This is a genomic window from Aeromonas lusitana, from assembly GCF_002812985.1.
In the GTDB taxonomy this organism is placed as follows: domain Bacteria; phylum Pseudomonadota; class Gammaproteobacteria; order Enterobacterales; family Aeromonadaceae; genus Aeromonas; species Aeromonas lusitana.
Map to the genome: position 1 here is coordinate 114,881 of NZ_PGCP01000013.1, position 16,973 is coordinate 131,853.

At 62.2% G+C, this 16,973-nt stretch carries 10 protein-coding genes and 1 tRNA gene; 8 read left to right on the forward strand and 3 right to left on the reverse strand.

The genetic code is table 11. The features are described from left to right. Positions 1 to 126 precede the first annotated feature (126 nt). Positions 127 to 768, reverse strand: a complete 642-nt coding sequence (locus CUC44_RS09475) for a TetR family transcriptional regulator (RefSeq protein WP_100859718.1) — start codon at positions 766 to 768, stop codon at positions 127 to 129. Between the two features lie 154 nt (positions 769 to 922). On the opposite strand from CUC44_RS09475, the gene CUC44_RS09480 reads away from it, so the two are divergent. The 4 genes from CUC44_RS09480 to CUC44_RS09495 all read left to right on the forward strand — a co-directional run bounded on the left by CUC44_RS09480 (position 923) and on the right by CUC44_RS09495 (position 8,028). Then, positions 923 to 2,116, forward strand: a complete 1,194-nt coding sequence (locus CUC44_RS09480) for an efflux RND transporter periplasmic adaptor subunit (RefSeq protein ID WP_100859719.1) — start codon at positions 923 to 925, stop codon at positions 2,114 to 2,116. A 17-nt stretch (positions 2,117 to 2,133) separates the two neighbouring features. Continuing rightward, positions 2,134 to 5,283 (forward strand): efflux RND transporter permease subunit, encoded by a 3,150-nt coding sequence (locus CUC44_RS09485; RefSeq protein WP_100859720.1) that lies wholly within the window; start codon positions 2,134 to 2,136, stop codon positions 5,281 to 5,283. Then, positions 5,276 to 6,691, forward strand: coding sequence for an efflux transporter outer membrane subunit (locus tag CUC44_RS09490; RefSeq protein WP_100859721.1), 1,416 nt, complete (start codon positions 5,276 to 5,278; stop codon positions 6,689 to 6,691). Before CUC44_RS09485 ends, CUC44_RS09490 begins: the two co-directional genes overlap by 8 nt. Before the next feature lie 341 nt (positions 6,692 to 7,032). Then, positions 7,033 to 8,028 (forward strand): sulfate ABC transporter substrate-binding protein, encoded by a 996-nt coding sequence (locus CUC44_RS09495; RefSeq protein WP_100859722.1) that lies wholly within the window; start codon positions 7,033 to 7,035, stop codon positions 8,026 to 8,028. A 245-nt stretch (positions 8,029 to 8,273) separates the two neighbouring features. Here the strand turns inward: CUC44_RS09495 and CUC44_RS09500 are convergent. Beyond that, positions 8,274 to 8,349 (reverse strand) — tRNA-Thr (locus tag CUC44_RS09500). A gap of 86 nt (positions 8,350 to 8,435) precedes the next feature. Further along, positions 8,436 to 9,176 carry a phosphatase gene (locus CUC44_RS09505; RefSeq protein WP_100859723.1) on the reverse strand — a complete coding sequence of 247 codons (741 nt, stop codon included), beginning with the start codon at positions 9,174 to 9,176 and terminating at the stop codon, positions 8,436 to 8,438. 467 nt (positions 9,177 to 9,643) lie between these two features. On the opposite strand from CUC44_RS09505, the gene psrA reads away from it, so the two are divergent. The 4 genes from psrA (at position 9,644) to CUC44_RS09525 (ending at position 16,943) form a co-directional block, all read left to right on the forward strand. Next, entirely contained in the window at positions 9,644 to 10,297 is a 654-nt protein-coding gene (gene psrA / locus CUC44_RS09510) for a TetR family transcriptional repressor PsrA (RefSeq protein WP_100859724.1), read from the forward strand. A gap of 47 nt (positions 10,298 to 10,344) precedes the next feature. Continuing rightward, positions 10,345 to 12,669: an acyl-CoA dehydrogenase gene (locus CUC44_RS09515; RefSeq protein WP_100859725.1), complete on the forward strand. Its 2,325-nt coding sequence runs from the start codon at positions 10,345 to 10,347 to the stop codon at positions 12,667 to 12,669. A gap of 162 nt (positions 12,670 to 12,831) precedes the next feature. Continuing rightward, positions 12,832 to 15,912, forward strand: a complete 3,081-nt coding sequence (locus tag CUC44_RS09520) for an efflux RND transporter permease subunit (protein ID WP_100859726.1) — start codon at positions 12,832 to 12,834, stop codon at positions 15,910 to 15,912. Beyond that, the gene (locus tag CUC44_RS09525; protein WP_100859727.1) at positions 15,909 to 16,943 is read left to right on the forward strand and encodes an efflux RND transporter periplasmic adaptor subunit; all 1,035 of its coding nucleotides are present in this window, start codon (positions 15,909 to 15,911) and stop codon (positions 16,941 to 16,943) included. The genes CUC44_RS09520 and CUC44_RS09525 overlap by 4 nt, the downstream gene beginning before the upstream one ends. Positions 16,944 to 16,973: the final 30 nt, after the last annotated feature.

Consider the following 16,973-nt stretch of genomic DNA (forward strand, 5'->3'; position numbering starts at 1 on the left):
CTACCAGATTTTGTCGCGGCGTTGAGGGCCGATCCGGGTCTGTGTCAGGCCTTGATCCCGTGGCGTGCCAGTTATGAGGGGTCTGGAGGGCAGGGCGGGTCAGCACCCGCCTCTTGGTTGTGCTGCTTAGCGGCGCGGCACCGCAGGCCCATGGGGCTGGGCGATGAGGGCGAACAGGGTGTCCAGCAGGAAGTCGGCATCCCGGATCAGGTTGATACGCTCCGGGAAGTGCAGCCAGTTGATGATGTAGCCATCCAGGGTGCAGTGCATCAGGGTCGCGCCTCTGTGCAGATCGAGATCCGCCGGCAATTGCCCCAGGCGCACCGCATTGGCCAGGGTGAGCTCCAGATCCCGGAAGAAGTTGAGGGACTGAGCACGCATGTGCTCGCGCAGGGCGCTGGCTTCCCCTTCCAGGGATTCCAGGTTGAACATGATGGTAAACATCTGCTGGTGGGCGGGCTCGAGGCTTATCTTGATCATCACCTCCTTGAGGAAGACCCGCAGCTTGCCGAGGGGATCCGGCTCCTGTTCATCGACGCAGGCGTCGAGCTGGTGGGAGAGGGGGGAGCAGAGCTCCTCCCACAGGGAGATGAACAGCTCCTCCTTGTTCTTGAAGTGCCAGTAGATGGCACCCCGGGTCAGCTCGGCGGCGTTGGCGATGTCGGTCAGGCTGGTCTTGGCCAACCCCTGTTGGCAGAACAGATTCAGGGCCGTGCTCATGATGTGGCAGCGGGTCTGCTGCGCTTCTTCTTTGGTTCGTCTGGCCATGGGATCCGTACCTGTCTAAAAGGAGAAAAAGTTACTTACATACATTTATGAATGTATGTATATTGCCTCATCTTCGCGGTTTTACCAACAGGGGCCCTATAAACCCTGTGGTTTTGATGCTTTTTTTTGTTTGAAACAGAGGCTCAGAAATTTCATGCACAAACATATTCTCGCACGTTCGGTGGGTCTTGCCTTACTGGCAAGTGGCCTGCTGGCTGGTTGTGGTGATAAAGGAGAGGCCCAGCAGGCCATGGGGGAGATGCCCCCTGCCGCCGTGGACGTGGTGACCCTCCATGCCGCACCACTGCAACTCATGTCCGAACTGACCGGCCGTACCGCCCCTCGCCGGGTCGCCGAAGTGCGTCCCCAGGTGAACGGCATCATCCTCAAGCGCCTGTTCACCGAGGGCAGCGACGTCAAGGCCGGTCAGCTGTTGTACCAGATCGATCCCGCCGTTTATCAGGCTGCCGTCGCCAGCGCCAAGGCGAACCTGGCCAAGGCCGAGGCCAACGAGCGCAGCGCCCGCCTCAAGGCCCAGCGCTATGCCGAGCTGGTGAAGGTCAAGGCTATCAGCCGTCAGGAATATGACGACGCCGACGCGAGCTGGAAGCAGCAGGTCGCCGAGATCGGGGCCGCCAAGGCGGCGCTGCAAAGCGCCAACATCAACCTGGCCTATACCCGCATCACGGCTCCCATCAGCGGCCGCATCGGCCTCTCCTCGGTGACCGAGGGTGCCCTGGTGACCGCCCAGCAGGCCAACAGCCTTACTTCCATCCAGCAGCTCGATCCCATGTACGTGGACGTGCGCCAGTCGACCGCCGATCTGCTGCGCCTCAAGCGCGAAGTGGCCGCCGGTCAGCTGACCCAGGGCCAGAAGGATGGCGCCAAGGTCAGCTTCCAGCTGGAAGATGGCAGCACCTATGGGGAGCAGGGCTCATTGCAGTTCTCCGACGTGACCGTGGACGAGACCACCGGCATGGTGACCCTGAGGGTGATAGTCCCGAACCCCCACGATCTGCTGCTGCCCGGCATGTTCATGCGCGCCACCCTGCAGGAGGGCGAGCGCCCCGAAGGCCTGCTGGTGCCGCAGACCGCCGTGACCCGCACCCCCAAGGGCGGTGCCAACGTCATGGTGGTGACCGCGGACAACAAGGTGGAATTGCGTGACGTCCAGCTCGGCCGCATGTCCGGCGAGAGCTGGGTGGTGGAGTCCGGTCTCAAGGCGGGTGAGCGAGTGATCGTCGCCGGTCTGCAGAAAGTCAAACCCGGTGCCGAGGTGGCTCCCGCAGAGCGCGCGAGCAAGACGGACACCGCACAGATTGAGCAGACCCAGGTCACCAAGCAGTAGGATGGAGTAGTCGCCTCATGGCACGATTTTTTATAGATAGACCCATTTTCGCCTGGGTGATCGCCCTGGTGATCATGCTGGCCGGGGTCATGGCGATCATCGGCTTGCCGGTCGCCCAGTACCCGACCATAGCCCCGCCGGCGGTTGGCATCTCCGCCAGCTACCCGGGCGCCTCCGCGAAAACCGTGGAAGACTCGGTGACCCAGATCATCGAGCAGAACATGACGGGGCTGGATCACCTGCTCTACATGTCGGCTCAATCTGATTCCTCCGGCAACGTCAACGTGACCCTCACCTTCAACCCGGGCACGGATCCCGATATCGCCCAGGTGCAGGTGCAAAACAAGCTGCAACAGGCGATGTCGCTGTTGCCGCAGGAAGTACAGCAGCAGGGGGTTCGTGTTCAGAAGACCTCCAGCAGCTTCCTGATGGTGGCTGCCTTCATCTCCACCGATGGCAGCATGACCAACGATGACCTCGCCGACTACGTGGTGAGTAACATCAAGGAGCCCCTGAGCCGTCTGGACGGCGTGGGTGACATCACCCTGTTCGGCAGCCAGTACTCCATGCGGGTCTGGCTGGATCCGAACAAGTTGAACCGGGTACAGATGACCCCGGGTGACATCCAGGCCGCCATCAAGGCCCAGAACGCCCAGGTCGCCTTCGGCAAACTCGGCGGCACCCCGGCGGTGAGCGATCAGCAATTCACCGCCACCATTATGGGGCAGACCCGTCTGTCCACCCCGGAGGAGTTCAACAACATCCTGCTGCGGGTGAACCAGGATGGCTCCAAGGTGCTGCTCAAGGACGTGGCCCGGGTCGAGCTCGCCGGCGAAAGCTATGACGCCTCCGCGCTCTACAACGGTCAGGCCACAGCGGCGCTCGCCATCAAGCTCGCCACCGGGGCCAACGCCCTGGACACCGCCGATCACGTGCGTGGCAAGCTGGATGAACTCGCCGAGTACTTCCCGGCCAACATGAAGATCGTCTACCCCTACGACACCACTCCGTTCGTGAAGATCTCCATCGAGGAGGTGGTGCAGACCCTGGTGGAAGCTATCTTCCTGGTGTTCTGCGTCATGTATCTGTTCTTGCAGAACTTCCGGGCGACCCTGATCCCGACTATCGCGGTGCCCGTGGTGCTGCTCGGTACCTTCGGTGTCATGGCGGCGTTCGGCTTCTCCATCAATACCCTGACCATGTTCGGTCTGGTGCTGGCCATCGGCTTGCTGGTGGATGATGCCATCGTGGTGGTGGAGAACGTGGAGCGTCTGATGAGCGAGGAGGGACTCTCCCCGCTGGAAGCGACCCGCAAGTCCATGACCCAGATCACCGGCGCCCTGGTGGGGATCGCCCTGGTGCTGTCTGCCGTGTTCGTGCCCATGGCCTTCTTCGGCGGCTCCACCGGTGCCATCTATCGCCAGTTCTCCCTGACTATCGTCTCGGCCATGGTGCTCTCGGTGCTGGTGGCCCTGATCCTGACCCCGGCCCTGTGCGCCACCCTGCTCAAGCCCATCAAGCAAGGTGATCACGGTATCCAGCGCGGCTTCTTTGGCTGGTTCAACCGCTTCTTCGACACCAACGCCAACCGTTACCAGAACGGCGTGCGCAAGGTGATCAAGCAGGGTACCCGCTACAGCCTCATCTATCTGGCCATGCTGGCGGTGCTGGCGGTGCTCTTCATGCGCCTGCCCACCTCCTTCCTGCCGGAAGAGGATCAGGGGGTCATCATGTCCATGGTGCAGCTGCCGGTCGGCGCCACCAAGGAGCGTACCGAGGTGGTGCTCGCCGAGATGCGTGACTACTTCCTCGAGACCGAGAAGGACAACGTGGATTCCGTGCTGACGGTGGCGGGCTTCAGCTTCGCCGGTAGCGGTCAGAACAGCGGCATGGCCTTCATCAAGTTGAAGGACTGGAGTGAACGTCAGGGCGAGGAGCGCAGCGCCAATGCCATCATAGGCCGCGCCATGGGTTACCTGTTCAGCATCAAGGAAGCCCAGGTCTTCGCCTTCAACCTGCCTCCCATCCCCGAGCTGGGTACGGCCACCGGTTTTGACTTCTTCCTGCAAGATCGCGGTGGTCTGGGGCACGAGAAGTTGATGGCGGCCCGTAATCAGCTGCTCGGCATGGCGGCGCAGGATCCCAACCTGGTGCGGGTACGCCCGAACGGGATGGAAGACACGCCCCAGCTCGACATCAAGATCGATTACCAGAAGGCGCTGGCCCAGGGCCTCTCCATCACCGACATCAACAACACCTTGTCGGCGGCCTGGGGCTCCTCCTATGTGAACGACTTCGTCGACAGAGGCCGGGTCAAGAAGGTCTACCTGCAGGCGGATGCACCGTTCCGGATGAACCCGGAAGACCTCAAGCTGTGGTACGTGCGTAACAGCGCGGGCCAGATGGTGCCCTTCTCCGCCTTCGCCAGCACAGAATGGAGCTTTGGCTCACCTCGTCTGGAACGTTACAACGGTGTCTCCGCCATGGAGATCGTCGGTGAAGCGGCGCCTGGCAAGAGTACAGGTGACGCCATGGCGGCCATCGAGAAGATGGTGGCCCAGTTGCCGGAAGGTATCGGCATCGAGTGGACCGGTCTCTCCTTCCAGGAGCGGCAGGCAGGCTCTCAGGCGCCGGCCCTGTACGCTATCTCCCTGCTGGTGGTCTTCCTCTGTCTGGCGGCGCTCTATGAGAGCTGGAGCATTCCGTTCTCGGTCATGCTGGTGGTGCCGCTCGGGGTATTGGGCGCCATCCTGGCGGCGACCATGCGCGGTCTCGAGAACGACGTCTACTTCCAGGTGGGCCTGCTCACCACGATCGGGTTGTCGGCCAAGAACGCCATCCTGATCGTGGAGTTCGCCAAGGAGCTACACGACAAGGGGATGAAACTCGGGGAAGCCGTGGTCGAGGCCTCACGCCAGCGTCTGCGTCCGATCCTGATGACCTCGCTCGCCTTCATCCTCGGCGTACTGCCGCTGGTGATCAGTACCGGCGCCGGCGCCAGCAGCCGTAACGCCATAGGTACCGGCGTGATGGGGGGCATGATCACCGCCACCGTGCTGGCCATCTTCTTCGTGCCGCTGTTCTTCGTGCTGGTGATGCGTTACTTCACCGAGCACCACAGCGCCGAGGAGCGCATCGCCCACGCCAAGGAGATCAAACATGACTAAGACATTGATCGCTCTGAGCGTGACCCTGCTGCTGGGGGCCTGCTCCATGGCCCCCGATTACCAGCGCCCCGAGTTGCCGCAAGGCGCCTCCTGGCAAGACAACCTGGCCGCCAAGGGGGAACTTGCCCCCTGGCGCCAGCAGTTCCTGGATCCGGCCCTGCAAAAGCTGATCGGCACGGCGCTCGACAACAACCGGGACCTGCGCCTCGCGGCCCTGAACGTCGAGGCCTATGAGGCCAGATACCGGATCCAGCGGGCGGCGCAATTGCCGACCTTGGCCGCCGATGGTAGCGGCACCCGCCAGCAGGGATCTGACGATCTCAGCGCCACGGGGCAGGGCCGCATCAGCAGCCAGTACGGCGCCAACATCGGCATCACCGCCTATGAGCTGGACCTGTTTGGCCGGATCCAGAGCCTGAAAGATCAGGCGCTGGAAAGCTATCTGGCACAAATTGAGACCCAGCGCAGCACCCAGATAGCCTTGGTGGCCTCGGTGGCGAACGCCTACTTCACCCTGCTGGCGGATCAGGAGTTGCTGGCGCTGAGCCAGGCGACCCTGGCCACCGAGCAGGAGAGCTATGCCCTGACCCAGCACAAATACCGGCTGGGGGCCGCCTCCGAGATGGAGCTGGCACAGGGACGCACCGCGCTTGAGAACGCCCGGGTCAGCCAGGCGCAATACCAGCGTCAGGTGAAACAGGACAGAAACGGCTTGGCCCTGCTGCTCGGCACAGAAGTGCCCGTGCTGGAAGGTCAGCCCAAGACCCTGGAGGAGGTGCAACTGGCCGCCATCCCGGTGGGCGCGCCTTCCAGTCTGCTGCAACAACGCCCGGACATACTGGCGGCGGAGCACAGCCTGAAGGGGGCCAACGCCAATATAGGAGCGGCCCGCGCCGCCTTCTTCCCGACCATCTCGCTGACCGCGACGGCGGGCACCGCCAGCAACCAGCTGAGTGGCTTGTTTGACGGCGGCACCGGCACCTGGACCTTCATGCCCCAGATCAATCTGCCCATCTTCGACGGTGGCAAGCGCATTGCCGATCTGGATGTGGCGGAAGTGGGCGCCAAGCAGGCGGTGGCGAGCTACGAGAAGAGCATCCAGACCGCCTTCAAGGAGGTTGCCGATACCCTGGGGGCTCAGGCGGATTATCAGCAGCAGCTGCAGGCCCAGCAGGATCTGGTGGAAGCGAACCAGACCTACTTCAGGCTGGCGGAGTTCCGCTACGAGCAAGGGGTGGACAGCTATCTGACTCGCCTCGATGCCCAGCGCTCCCTGTTCAGCGCCAGGCAGGGGCTCATCAGCACCCGCTTGGCCCAGCTCAGCAACCAGGTTGCCCTCTACAAGGCGGTCGGCGGCGGCTGGCAGGCAGAAACGCCGGCGGCAGCGACCCCGGAGGGGCAGGGCTAACGCTCTCGCAAACACTGCGCCATGACAGTCACAGGGCGAACCACTGGGTTCGCCCTGTTTTTATATGCGATAACACCAACCCATATTGACCCAATAGAGGTTTGCTCGGCGAATATAAGGATCAGCCAGCACAAGTGCTATCTATGATATGCGTCAGCCTCTTCCTGTCTTCATCTCCCTGCGAAAACCGATGGCCAAATCACTGCCGCCATCCATCTCGTCCACCGAACCTGGCCAGAGTCATGCCACAAATCGCATAAGCTGCGAACTAATTATTCTTTCAAAGAATAAATGGGGGGCTCTTATAGTTGGTCACTCGACTCTCATTCCAAGGACGTGCAATGAAACGACTGCTACCCGCCACCCTGCTCGCCGCAGGACTGGCCCTCACCCCGCTGGTTCAGGCTGCCACCCTGCTCAACGCCTCCTACGACGTGATGCGTGACTTCTACAAGGACTACAACCCAGTGTTCCAGAAACACTGGCAGGCAGAAGGCGGCCAGCCGCTGCAGATCAATATGTCCCACGGCGGCTCGAGCAAGCAGGCGCGCGCAGTCATCGACGGCCTGCCCGCTGACGTTATCACCATGAACATGGCCACCGATATCAACGCCCTCGCCGAACATGGCGGCCTGGTGCCGAAGGATTGGGCGACCCTGCTGCCGGACAACAGCGCCCCCTTCACCTCGGCCACAGTATTCATCGTGCGCAAGGGCAACCCCAAGGGGCTGAAGGATTGGCCTGATCTGCTCAAAGAGGGGGTGAAGGTCATAGTGCCGAACCCCAAGACCTCGGGTAATGGCCGCTACACCTATCTGTCGGCCTGGGGCTATGTACTGGAGAAGGGGGGCGATGAGAAGGCTGCCAAGGAGTTCGTCGGTAAGCTGTTCAAGCAAGCCCCCGTGCTCGACACAGGTGGCCGCGCCGCCACCACCACCTTCATCCAGAACCGGATAGGCGACGTGCTGATCACCTTCGAAAACGAAGCCGAGATGATCGCCCGCGAGTTTGGCCGTGGCAACTTCGAGGTGATCTACCCCAGCGTCACCGCCGTGGCCGAGCTGCCGGTGGCCGTGGTCGACAAGGTCGTCGACAAGCAGGGCACTCGTAAAGAGGCCGAAGCCTATCTTAAGTACCTGTGGTCTGACGAAGGCCAGCGCATTGCCGCCAACAACTACCTGCGCCCGCGCAACCCGACGATCCTCGCCGAATTCTCTGACCGCTTCCCGCAAGTCACCTTCTTCAACGTGGTGAAGACCTTCGGCGAGTGGCCGGTTATTCAGAGCACTCACTTCAAGGAAGGTGGCGTGTTCGACCAGATCTATGCGGTGCAGTAAGGCACGTCCTGTATGAGAATATCCCGGCCACGTGCTCTTATGCAGGAGGATTCACCTGTGGGGCTCATTCCCTGACCTCATATATTCCAGCGTGTCAGGGAGTGCATGGAAGAGCCGCTCATAGCAGGCATATGAAGGATGAGGGAGTTGGGCGCTCGCGTTGTGAATCCGGCCCCCTGGCGGGGCCCAAATGACAAAAAGCACAAAGGGTTAGCCTCGTAATGAGACTAACCCTTTGTTTTGACTGGTGCCGGAAACAGGAGTCGAACCTGCGACCTTCGCATTACGAATGCGCTGCTCTACCAACTGAGCTACACCGGCGTGTCGTTAGATTCCCGAAAATAACGGGGCAAGTCAATGAGCCTGAAGCATTTTTATGAATTGGCTCATGGAGTTACGGCTACTGCTTAAAGATCGACAAACTCGGGGATATGGGCCCGGCCACGGCTCTCGAGAAACTCGAGCAGGGCGCGGGGGGAGCGGGCCAGGATCCGCTCCTCGGGGAAGCCGGCCTCGTCAACCAAGCGCTGGCAGTGCTGGAAATCCCCCAGGCTGAAGGCGACATGGGAGTCGGAGCCGAAGGTGAGATAGGCGCCCAGATCGCGCGCCGCCTCGACAATGGCGCGGCAGTTGCCTTCGCTGCCGGGGCGGGAGTGGCTGAAGGAGGAGTTGTTGACCTCCAGCGCCACCCGGTATTCGGCGGCGGCCTTGACCACGGCCTGGATGTCGATGGGGAAGGCGGGGTTGCCGGGGTGGCTTATCATGTCGACCCGGCCGCTCTTGATGGCGTTGATCATGGCCTGGGTGTGGGTGGCCTGGTCACAGGGGGGGAACACCGGCTCGTGGAAGCCCGCCATGATCATGTCGAGCCGCGACTCGTAGCGCTCGGGGAAGTCGATTTCACCTGCGAGGTTCTTGATGTTGGCCTCGATGCCTCTCAGTATGCCGACCCCGTCCACCACCCTTGGCAGTACATGCAGATTGACGAAGTGCCAGAAGTGGGGGGCATCGGCCATGTCGGGCCCGTGATCCGTGGTGGCGAACAGCTTGATGCCCTTGGCCTTGGCGATGGGCAGATAATCATGAATGGTGCTGTAGGCGTGGGTACTGGCGACTGTGTGGGTGTGGGTATCGACCGTATACTTCATCTTCTCTCCCCTCTGGCATGAGGCGACAGGATAGCAAGATTGGCGGGGGCGGGCCATGTGGTGGCTTGCCATACTTTGTCACAAATTCCGGCGGAACTGACAAAGTCTGGCCATCTTTGCCTGCGAGGATGAGCCCATCGATGCAAGCCTGAACTCTCATCGAGGGGTCGTAACTGGATGATTCGACCCGATTTCCCCACCGTCGCCCCTGCGACGGTTTTTTTTGGCCAAATGCCCCTGTAGTCCTCTTCGAACAGATAAAAAATGCCCAACTAACAAGGTGTTAGTTGGGCGAGACTTAATGTTTAATTGCAGTGGCATAGATATAGAGTTCCGTTTCCCGGCTAAGTTCCCGCCTTGTTCCCTCTTTTTTGATTAAAAACATTTCGCCAACACCTGTTCACATTCTCTTGACATGTCTGGGCGTGAAACGTACTTTTTAAACATTCGTTTAAGTGAGGTGTCCAGTGAGTAAAATCGATACCAAAAACCGTATTCTCGATGCCGCCGAGGTGTTGTTCGCCGAGCGGGGGTTTGCCGATACCTCTTTGCGTCTGATCACCAGCGAGGCCGATGTCAACCTGGCCTCGGTCAATTACCACTTCGGCTCCAAGAAGGAGCTGATCCAGGCGGTGCTCGATCGCTACCTGAGCCTCTTCATGCCGGAGCTGGATGCGCGCCTGCAGACCCTGATGGCGCAAGATCAGCTGACCCTGCTGCAGGTGTTTGAAAGCTTCGTCGATCCCCTGATGAAGCTGGTGGCGGTGCGCACCAACGGGCCTGCCATCTTCATGCAGCTGCTGGGACGCGGCTATATCGACAGCCAGGGTCACCTGCGCCGTTTCATCACCACCCATTATGGCGCGACCCTGCACGGGATCACCCAGGCTATCTCCAAGGCCAATCCGGCCCTGTCGCCGGCGGACCTGTTCTGGCGTCTGCACTTCACTCTGGGCACAGTCGTGTTCACCATGGCCTCCGCCGATGCCCTGCGCGACATCGCCCAGGCCGACTTTGGCCAGCAGCTGGATGTGGAAGGGCTGGTACGCAACGTTATTCCTTATCTGGCGTCCGGTGTCGGGGCGCCCGTGGAGTCGACCAGGCTCTCCCTGGCCGTGTAACACCTAACAATAATCAACGGAAACAGTGAAATAAAAGGAACTTTCGTATGATCACATTGCTTGTCCTGCTGGTGCTGGCGATAGCCGTGGTGCTCGGCGTACCCTCCATCCGTAAAAAGGTGGTGACCCGCCCCGTGTTCGGCATCTTCAAGAAGATACTGCCGCCGCTGTCGGCCACCGAGCGGGAGGCCATGGAGGCCGGCTCCGTCTGGTGGGATGGCGAGTTGTTCCGCGGCAACCCCGACTGGAAAAAACTGCATGGTTACGGCAAGGCGACCCTGACCGCCGAGGAGCAGGCCTTCATCGACAATCAGGTCGAAACCCTGCTCGCCATGGTGGACGACTTCAAGATCGTCAACGAGACCAAGGATCTGCCGGAGCCCGTGTGGGACTACCTGAAGAAGGAAGGCTTCTTCGCGCTGATCATCCCGAAATCCTACGGTGGTCGTGAGTTCTCGGCGATTGCCAACTCCACTATCGTCACCCGCATCGCCACCAAGAGCCTGAGCGTGGCGGTCACCGTCATGGTGCCGAACTCGCTTGGCCCGGGTGAGCTGCTGATGCACTACGGTACCCAGGCCCAGAAGGACTTCTGGCTGCCGGGTCTGGCCAACGGCAAGGAAGTTCCCTGCTTCGCCCTGACCGGCCCGGAAGCGGGTTCCGATGCCGGCGCCATCCCGGACAAGGGGATCGTCTGCAAGGGCATGTACAAGGGGGAGGAAGTCCTCGGTCTTCGCCTGAACTGGAACAAGCGCTACATCACCCTGGCGCCGCGCGCCACCGTGCTGGGGCTGGCGTTCAAGATGTATGACCCGGACAAACTGCTGGGGGACAAGGAAGAGATCGGCATCACCTGTGCCCTGATCCCGACCAACCACCCGGGTGTGCGGGTCGGCGATCGCCACTACCCCATGGGGCTGGCGTTCCTGAACGGCCCAACCTTCGGCAAGGATGTGTTCATTCCGCTCGACTGGATCATCGGTGGCCCTGAATACGCGGGTCGCGGCTGGCGCATGCTGGTGGAATGCCTCTCCGCCGGTCGCGGCATCTCTCTGCCGGCCCTGGGTACCGCCTGCGGTCACATGGCGAGTCGCACCGTGGGTGCCTACTCCTATGTGCGCAAACAGTTCGGCATGTCCATCGGCAAGTTCGAAGGGGTGCAAGAGGCGCTGGCTCGCATCGGCGGCCTGACCTATCAGCTGGAAGGGGCTCGTCGCATGACCGCAGGCTCCCTGGACTTGGGGCAGGCACCGGCCATCGTCACCGCGATCTCCAAGTACCACATGACCGAGATGGCGCGCCAGATCATGGATGACTCCATGGACATCCACGCCGGTCGTGCCATCCAGCTCGGTCCGAAGAACTACACCGGCTACGCCTACATGGGCATTCCGGTGGCCATCACGGTGGAAGGGGCCAACATACTGACCCGCAACCTGATGATCTTCGGCCAGGGCGCCACCCGTTGCCATCCTTATGTGTTCGCCGAGCTGGAAGCCGCCGCCGACACCGACGTGGAGCGTGGCCTCGAGAAGTTCGACACCCTGCTGATGAAGCACATCGCGTTTGGTACCGGCAACTTCTTCGGCGCCCTGTTCCAGGGGCTGACCCTGGGCCAGTTCAACGGCTCCCCGGTGGGCGGTGAAACCGCACGCTATTACAAGCAGCTGTCTCGCATGAGCAAGGGGCTGGCGCTGTGCGCCGACGTCTCCATGCTGATGCTGGGTGGGGATCTCAAGCGCAAGGAGATGATCTCCGCCCGTCTGGGCGACGTGCTGAGCCACCTCTATCTGGCCTCCGCCACCCTCAAGCACTACGAGGATCAGGGCCGCATGGTTTCCGATCTGCCGTTCGTGCAGTACGCGGTGGAACGCAACCTTTATCTCATCGGCAAGGCGTTCGAGGGCTTCTTCCAGAACTTCCCGAACAAGGTGGTCGGTGCCGTGCTCAAGCGAGTGGTGTTCCCGTTCGGCGTCGGTTACAAGATGCCGGCAGACGATCGCTGCCACGCCATCTGTCTGGCCATGATGAAGCCGGGCGAGTTCCGCGACCGTCTGACCGCCCTCTGCTACGTGGGCAAGGATGATGCGGATCCGGTCGGTCTGATGGAGCGTGCCTTCCAGGCCATGGTCGCCGTCCAGCCCATCGAGAAGAAGCTGGTGCAGGCCCAGAAAGAGGGCAAGCTGCCACGCAAGATGGCCCTGCCCGAGCTGGTCGCCGCCGCCCTGTCCCAGTCCATCCTGAGCCAGGATGAGGCGGACAAGCTGCTGGCCGCCGATGCCCTGCGCTACGAGGCGATCCAGGTGGATAACTTCGCCCCGGGTGAGCTGGAGGGACTGTCTCAACCGGCCCCGGCGGTACACGCCGCCTGAGTCTGATACACGATTGAAAAACCGGCCCATGTGGCCGGTTTTTTTGTTGTTTAACCAAGCATTTACAATGCTGATTAATTCCAGTTTAATGCAATGGCCCTCACCCTTGGGCAGGAAGCCAGGCCAGCGGAATGGCCGATAACAACAACTCAGGAAGAGTGAATGAACCTCGCCAAAACGGCGATCGAACGCCCCATCTGGGTGGCGGTCTCGGTCGTGCTTATTTTTCTGCTGGGCCTGCTCAGCATCCGGGGGCTGCCTATCCAGCTGTTCCCCGACATCGAACGTCCTCACCTCAATATCTCGGTGAGCTGGCGCTCCGCCTCGCCCCAAGAGATGGAGTCCGAGATAACCGACCCTATAGAGCAGGAGATGCAGGGGGTGCAGGGGCTGACAAGCCTCGGCAGCAACAGCTACCCCGGCTTCACCGAGATCAACATGGAGTTTGCCCTCGGCACCGATATGCAGCGGGCCCAGCTCGACGTCATCTCACGGCTGAACCGGGTCTCCGGTCTGCCGGACCGCATCGATGGCCCCTACGTCAACAACTACAGCAGCAACGACACCCTCACCTTCTTCTTCATCCAGCAACTGTCCGGCGCCAAGGGGGGGATAGACGATCACCAGGCGCTGATCGAGGCACGGGTCAAACCTGAGCTGGAGCGGATCCCCGGTGTCTCCACCGTGGAGGTGGAGGGGATCAACGAGCGTCAGATCCAGGTGCGCTTCGACCCTTACCGCGCCGCCGAGCTCGGGGTGGAGATCCCCGTGCTCGCCAGTCGGGCCAGCACCGACTGGGACGTGTCCGCCGGCACCCTCGACATAGGCCGCTGGGAGTACAAGCTGCGCTTCGCCGGTCGCTACGACGTGGAGACGCTGGGGGACAAGGTGGTGGACTGGCGCGATGGCCTGCCCATCTACCTGAGGGACGTGGCCGAGGTGCGGCTGGCCCGGGAGGAGAACCCGGTGCTGCGCATCCAGAACGGCAACACCGCCATCGCGGCCCAGATCTTCAAGGAGAGCGGCGCCAATGCGCTGGCGGCACTAGAGGGGATCAAGGCCAAGGTAGGGGAGCTCAACCGGGAAGTGCTGGAGCCGGTCGGTCTGCATATGGAGCAGTCGTTTGACGCCTCCTTGTACATCAACCGGGCGGTGGGCATGGTGACCGCCAACCTGGGGCTGGGGGTGCTGCTCTCCTGCGCCATCCTCTGGCTGTTCCTGCGCCAGTTGAAGGCGACCCTGATGATAGCGATCGCCATCCCCATCAGCATCATGCTCACCTTCTGCCTGCTCAAGGTGATGGGGCGCACCCTCAACGTCATCTCCCTTGCCGGTATCGCCTTCGCGGTGGGCATGGTGCTGGATGCGGCCATCGTCGTGCTGGAGAGCATCTATCGGCGCCACGAGCGGGGGGATATCAGCAAGGCGGAGGCGGCGCTGGAGGGGACCAGCCGGGTTTGGACGGCGCTGGTGGCCTCGACCCTGACCACGGTCGCCATCTTCCTGCCGGTATTGTTGCTCAACGACGTCGAGGGGCAGCTGTTTGCGGATCTCGCCCTCACCATCGCCTGCGCCGTCACCGTCTCCATGCTGGTGGCGGTGACCGTCTTGCCGGCGGTGGCCGCGCGCTGGATGGGGCGCGAACGCCTAACGGACCCTTATGACAGCCTGTGGCAGCGCACCACCCGCCACGTGATCCGCTTGACCGCGACCCCTCGCCGGCGCTGGACCATCATCACCCTGATGATGAGCCTGCCCGTGCTGGCGAGCTGGCTGCTGCTGCCCAAGATGAACTACCTGCCGGACGTAAAGCGCGACGCCATCGATGTGTGGATGACCTTCACCCCTGGGGTCAACCCCAAAGCCCAGCGCGAAGAGGTGATAGACACCCTGATCGCCCGGCTGGATCCCTATATGAAGGGGCTCAAGGAGCCGGCCCTCAAGAACTACTACATATTGCGCTACCCGGGCGGCGCCCAGATCGGGGTTCGCCCCAAGGACGAGGCCCAGATCAAGGTGCTCGAACGCCTGCTGATGGACGACCTGCTCGCCAATATCCCGGACACCCAGGCCTTCGGCGGCCAGGGCTCCCTGTTTGGCGGCTTCGACAGCGAGAACAGCATCTCCTTGCTCATTCAAGGGGGCACCCTGCCCGAGCTCTATCGGGCGGCCCGCGAGAGCATGCACATAGTGCAAAAAGACCTGCCGGGAGCCCAGGTAAGGCCCGAGCCCGGTCTCGACTTTACCGCCCCCGAGCTGAGGCTGGTGCCGCAGGACAGGCGGCTGGCGGAGGTGGGCTGGGATCGCACCCCCATGCCCACCATCATCCAGACCTTCGGGGATGGCCTGCGGGTGGGCGAGTATTTCGATGGGGAAGACAGGCTGGATATCCTGCTGATGGGGCAGAGCTCGGCCAACCCGGATGAGCTCAGGGCCGTGCCGCTCGCGACCCCGTCCGGGCGCATTGTGCCTCTCGGCGAATTGTTGCGGGTGGAGCACAACCTGGGGCCGGAGAGCATCTTTCGGGCCGACGGCCGGCGCAGCATCCAGCTCTGGATCACCCCGCCGCAAGGCATGAGCATGGAGCAGGTGCTGGAGACCTTGCAGAGCAAGAGCTTCGCCGCCATCCGGCCAATCCTGCCGGCGGGCGGGGAGCTGCAGGTCGCCGGCAATGCCGACAGCCTGCAACAGGCGCTGGACAACCTCGGCAGTATCTTCCTGTTTGCCGTGATGATCCTGCTCATCTTGCTGTGGGGCGTGTTCGCCTCCTTGAAAGACGCCATCCTGGTGCTGCTGACCCTGCCACTTGCCACCGTTGGAGGCGTGCTGGCGCTGCACCTGAGCGGCCTGCTGGTGCCGCTGCCGATGGATCTGCTGACCATCATAGGCTTCGTCATCCTGCTGGGGCTGGTGGTCAACAACGCCATCTTGCTGGTGCACCAGACCCGCACCGCGGAGCGGGAAGGGATGAGCCGACCCGAAGCGGTGGCCGATGCGCTGCAAAGCCGGATGCGTCCCATCGCCATGACCAGCCTGACCAGCATCTTCGGCATGTTGCCCCTGATGCTGAGCCCGAGCGAGGGCAGCGAGATCTACCGGGGACTGGCCACCGTCATCGTCGGCGGCATGAGCTGCAGCACCCTGTTTACCCTGATCCTGTTACCCGCCTTCCTGCGACTGGGGGAGCGGGTGGAGACGCCGCACGCCATCGGGCAGCGGGAGTGTGCAAGGAGCGCAATATGAAGCGAGTGATATCAAGGATGCTGCTGGCCCTGGCCCTCGGCCTGAGTCTGTCGGCCCAGGCCAAGATGGTGACCCTGGCGGATGTGACCCAGGGGGATGCGGCGGCCAGCATCTGGGTCAGCGGCACCGTAGCGAGTCGTCAGCAGGCGGCCCTGAGCGCCGAGGTGAGCGGCCGGGTGGAGTGGATTGCCGAGTTCGGCAGCCGGGTCAAGGCAGGAGATGAGCTGCTGCGCCTCGATGGCGCCGCACTGCGACTTTCGCTCGAGCAGTCCCAGGCCGAGCAGGCCAAGGAGGAGAGCAACCTGCGCTTCACCAAGGCCGAGTTCCAGCGCCTCGAGCGGCTGCATCAGCAAAAGAGCGCTTCCCGGAGCCAGTATGACAAGGCGCGCTACGACGTGGAGCAGGCGACCCTGGCCGAGCGGCTGGCCAGGGTCAAGGTTCGCCTGATCGAGGAACAACTGCGGCGGACCCACATCTTCGCCCCCTTCGATGGGGTGGTGAACGATCACTTCATCCAGCCGGGGGAGCACGTGGATGCGGGCGAAAAAGCGCTGGAGTTGGTCAACCCGGATGAGCCTGACATCAGGCTGCGGGCGCCCATCGTCTGGGCCCAGCAACTGGGAGACGGGGCCAGGTTGCGGGTAGAGGGGGAGCAGCTCAGTGGTCACGGCGTCTATTACCAGCGAGCGGCGAGCGCGGACCCCAAGTCTCGCCTCATCGAGCTGCGGCTCAAACCGGAGCCGGGCCGTTTCATCATAGGCTCGCCGGTGCGGGTGGCCTTGCCCCTCGGTCAGCAGCGGACTATGCTGCTGCCAAGAGATGCACTGGTGCTTAATACTGAAGGAAGCGTGGTATACCAGGCAAAACAGGTGGGGAAAGAGCTCAAAGTCAGCAGGGTTCCGGTGACGGTATTGTTTGGTGACAGCAACCAGGTGGCGGTGAGCGGCGCCCTCAAGCAGGGGGACAAGGTGGTGGTGCGCGGCGCCGGCAGCCTGCAGGATGGCGACAAGGTGGAGCTGTTTCGTGGCTAAGCCAGAATGAATCTCATAAAAAACGGCTCC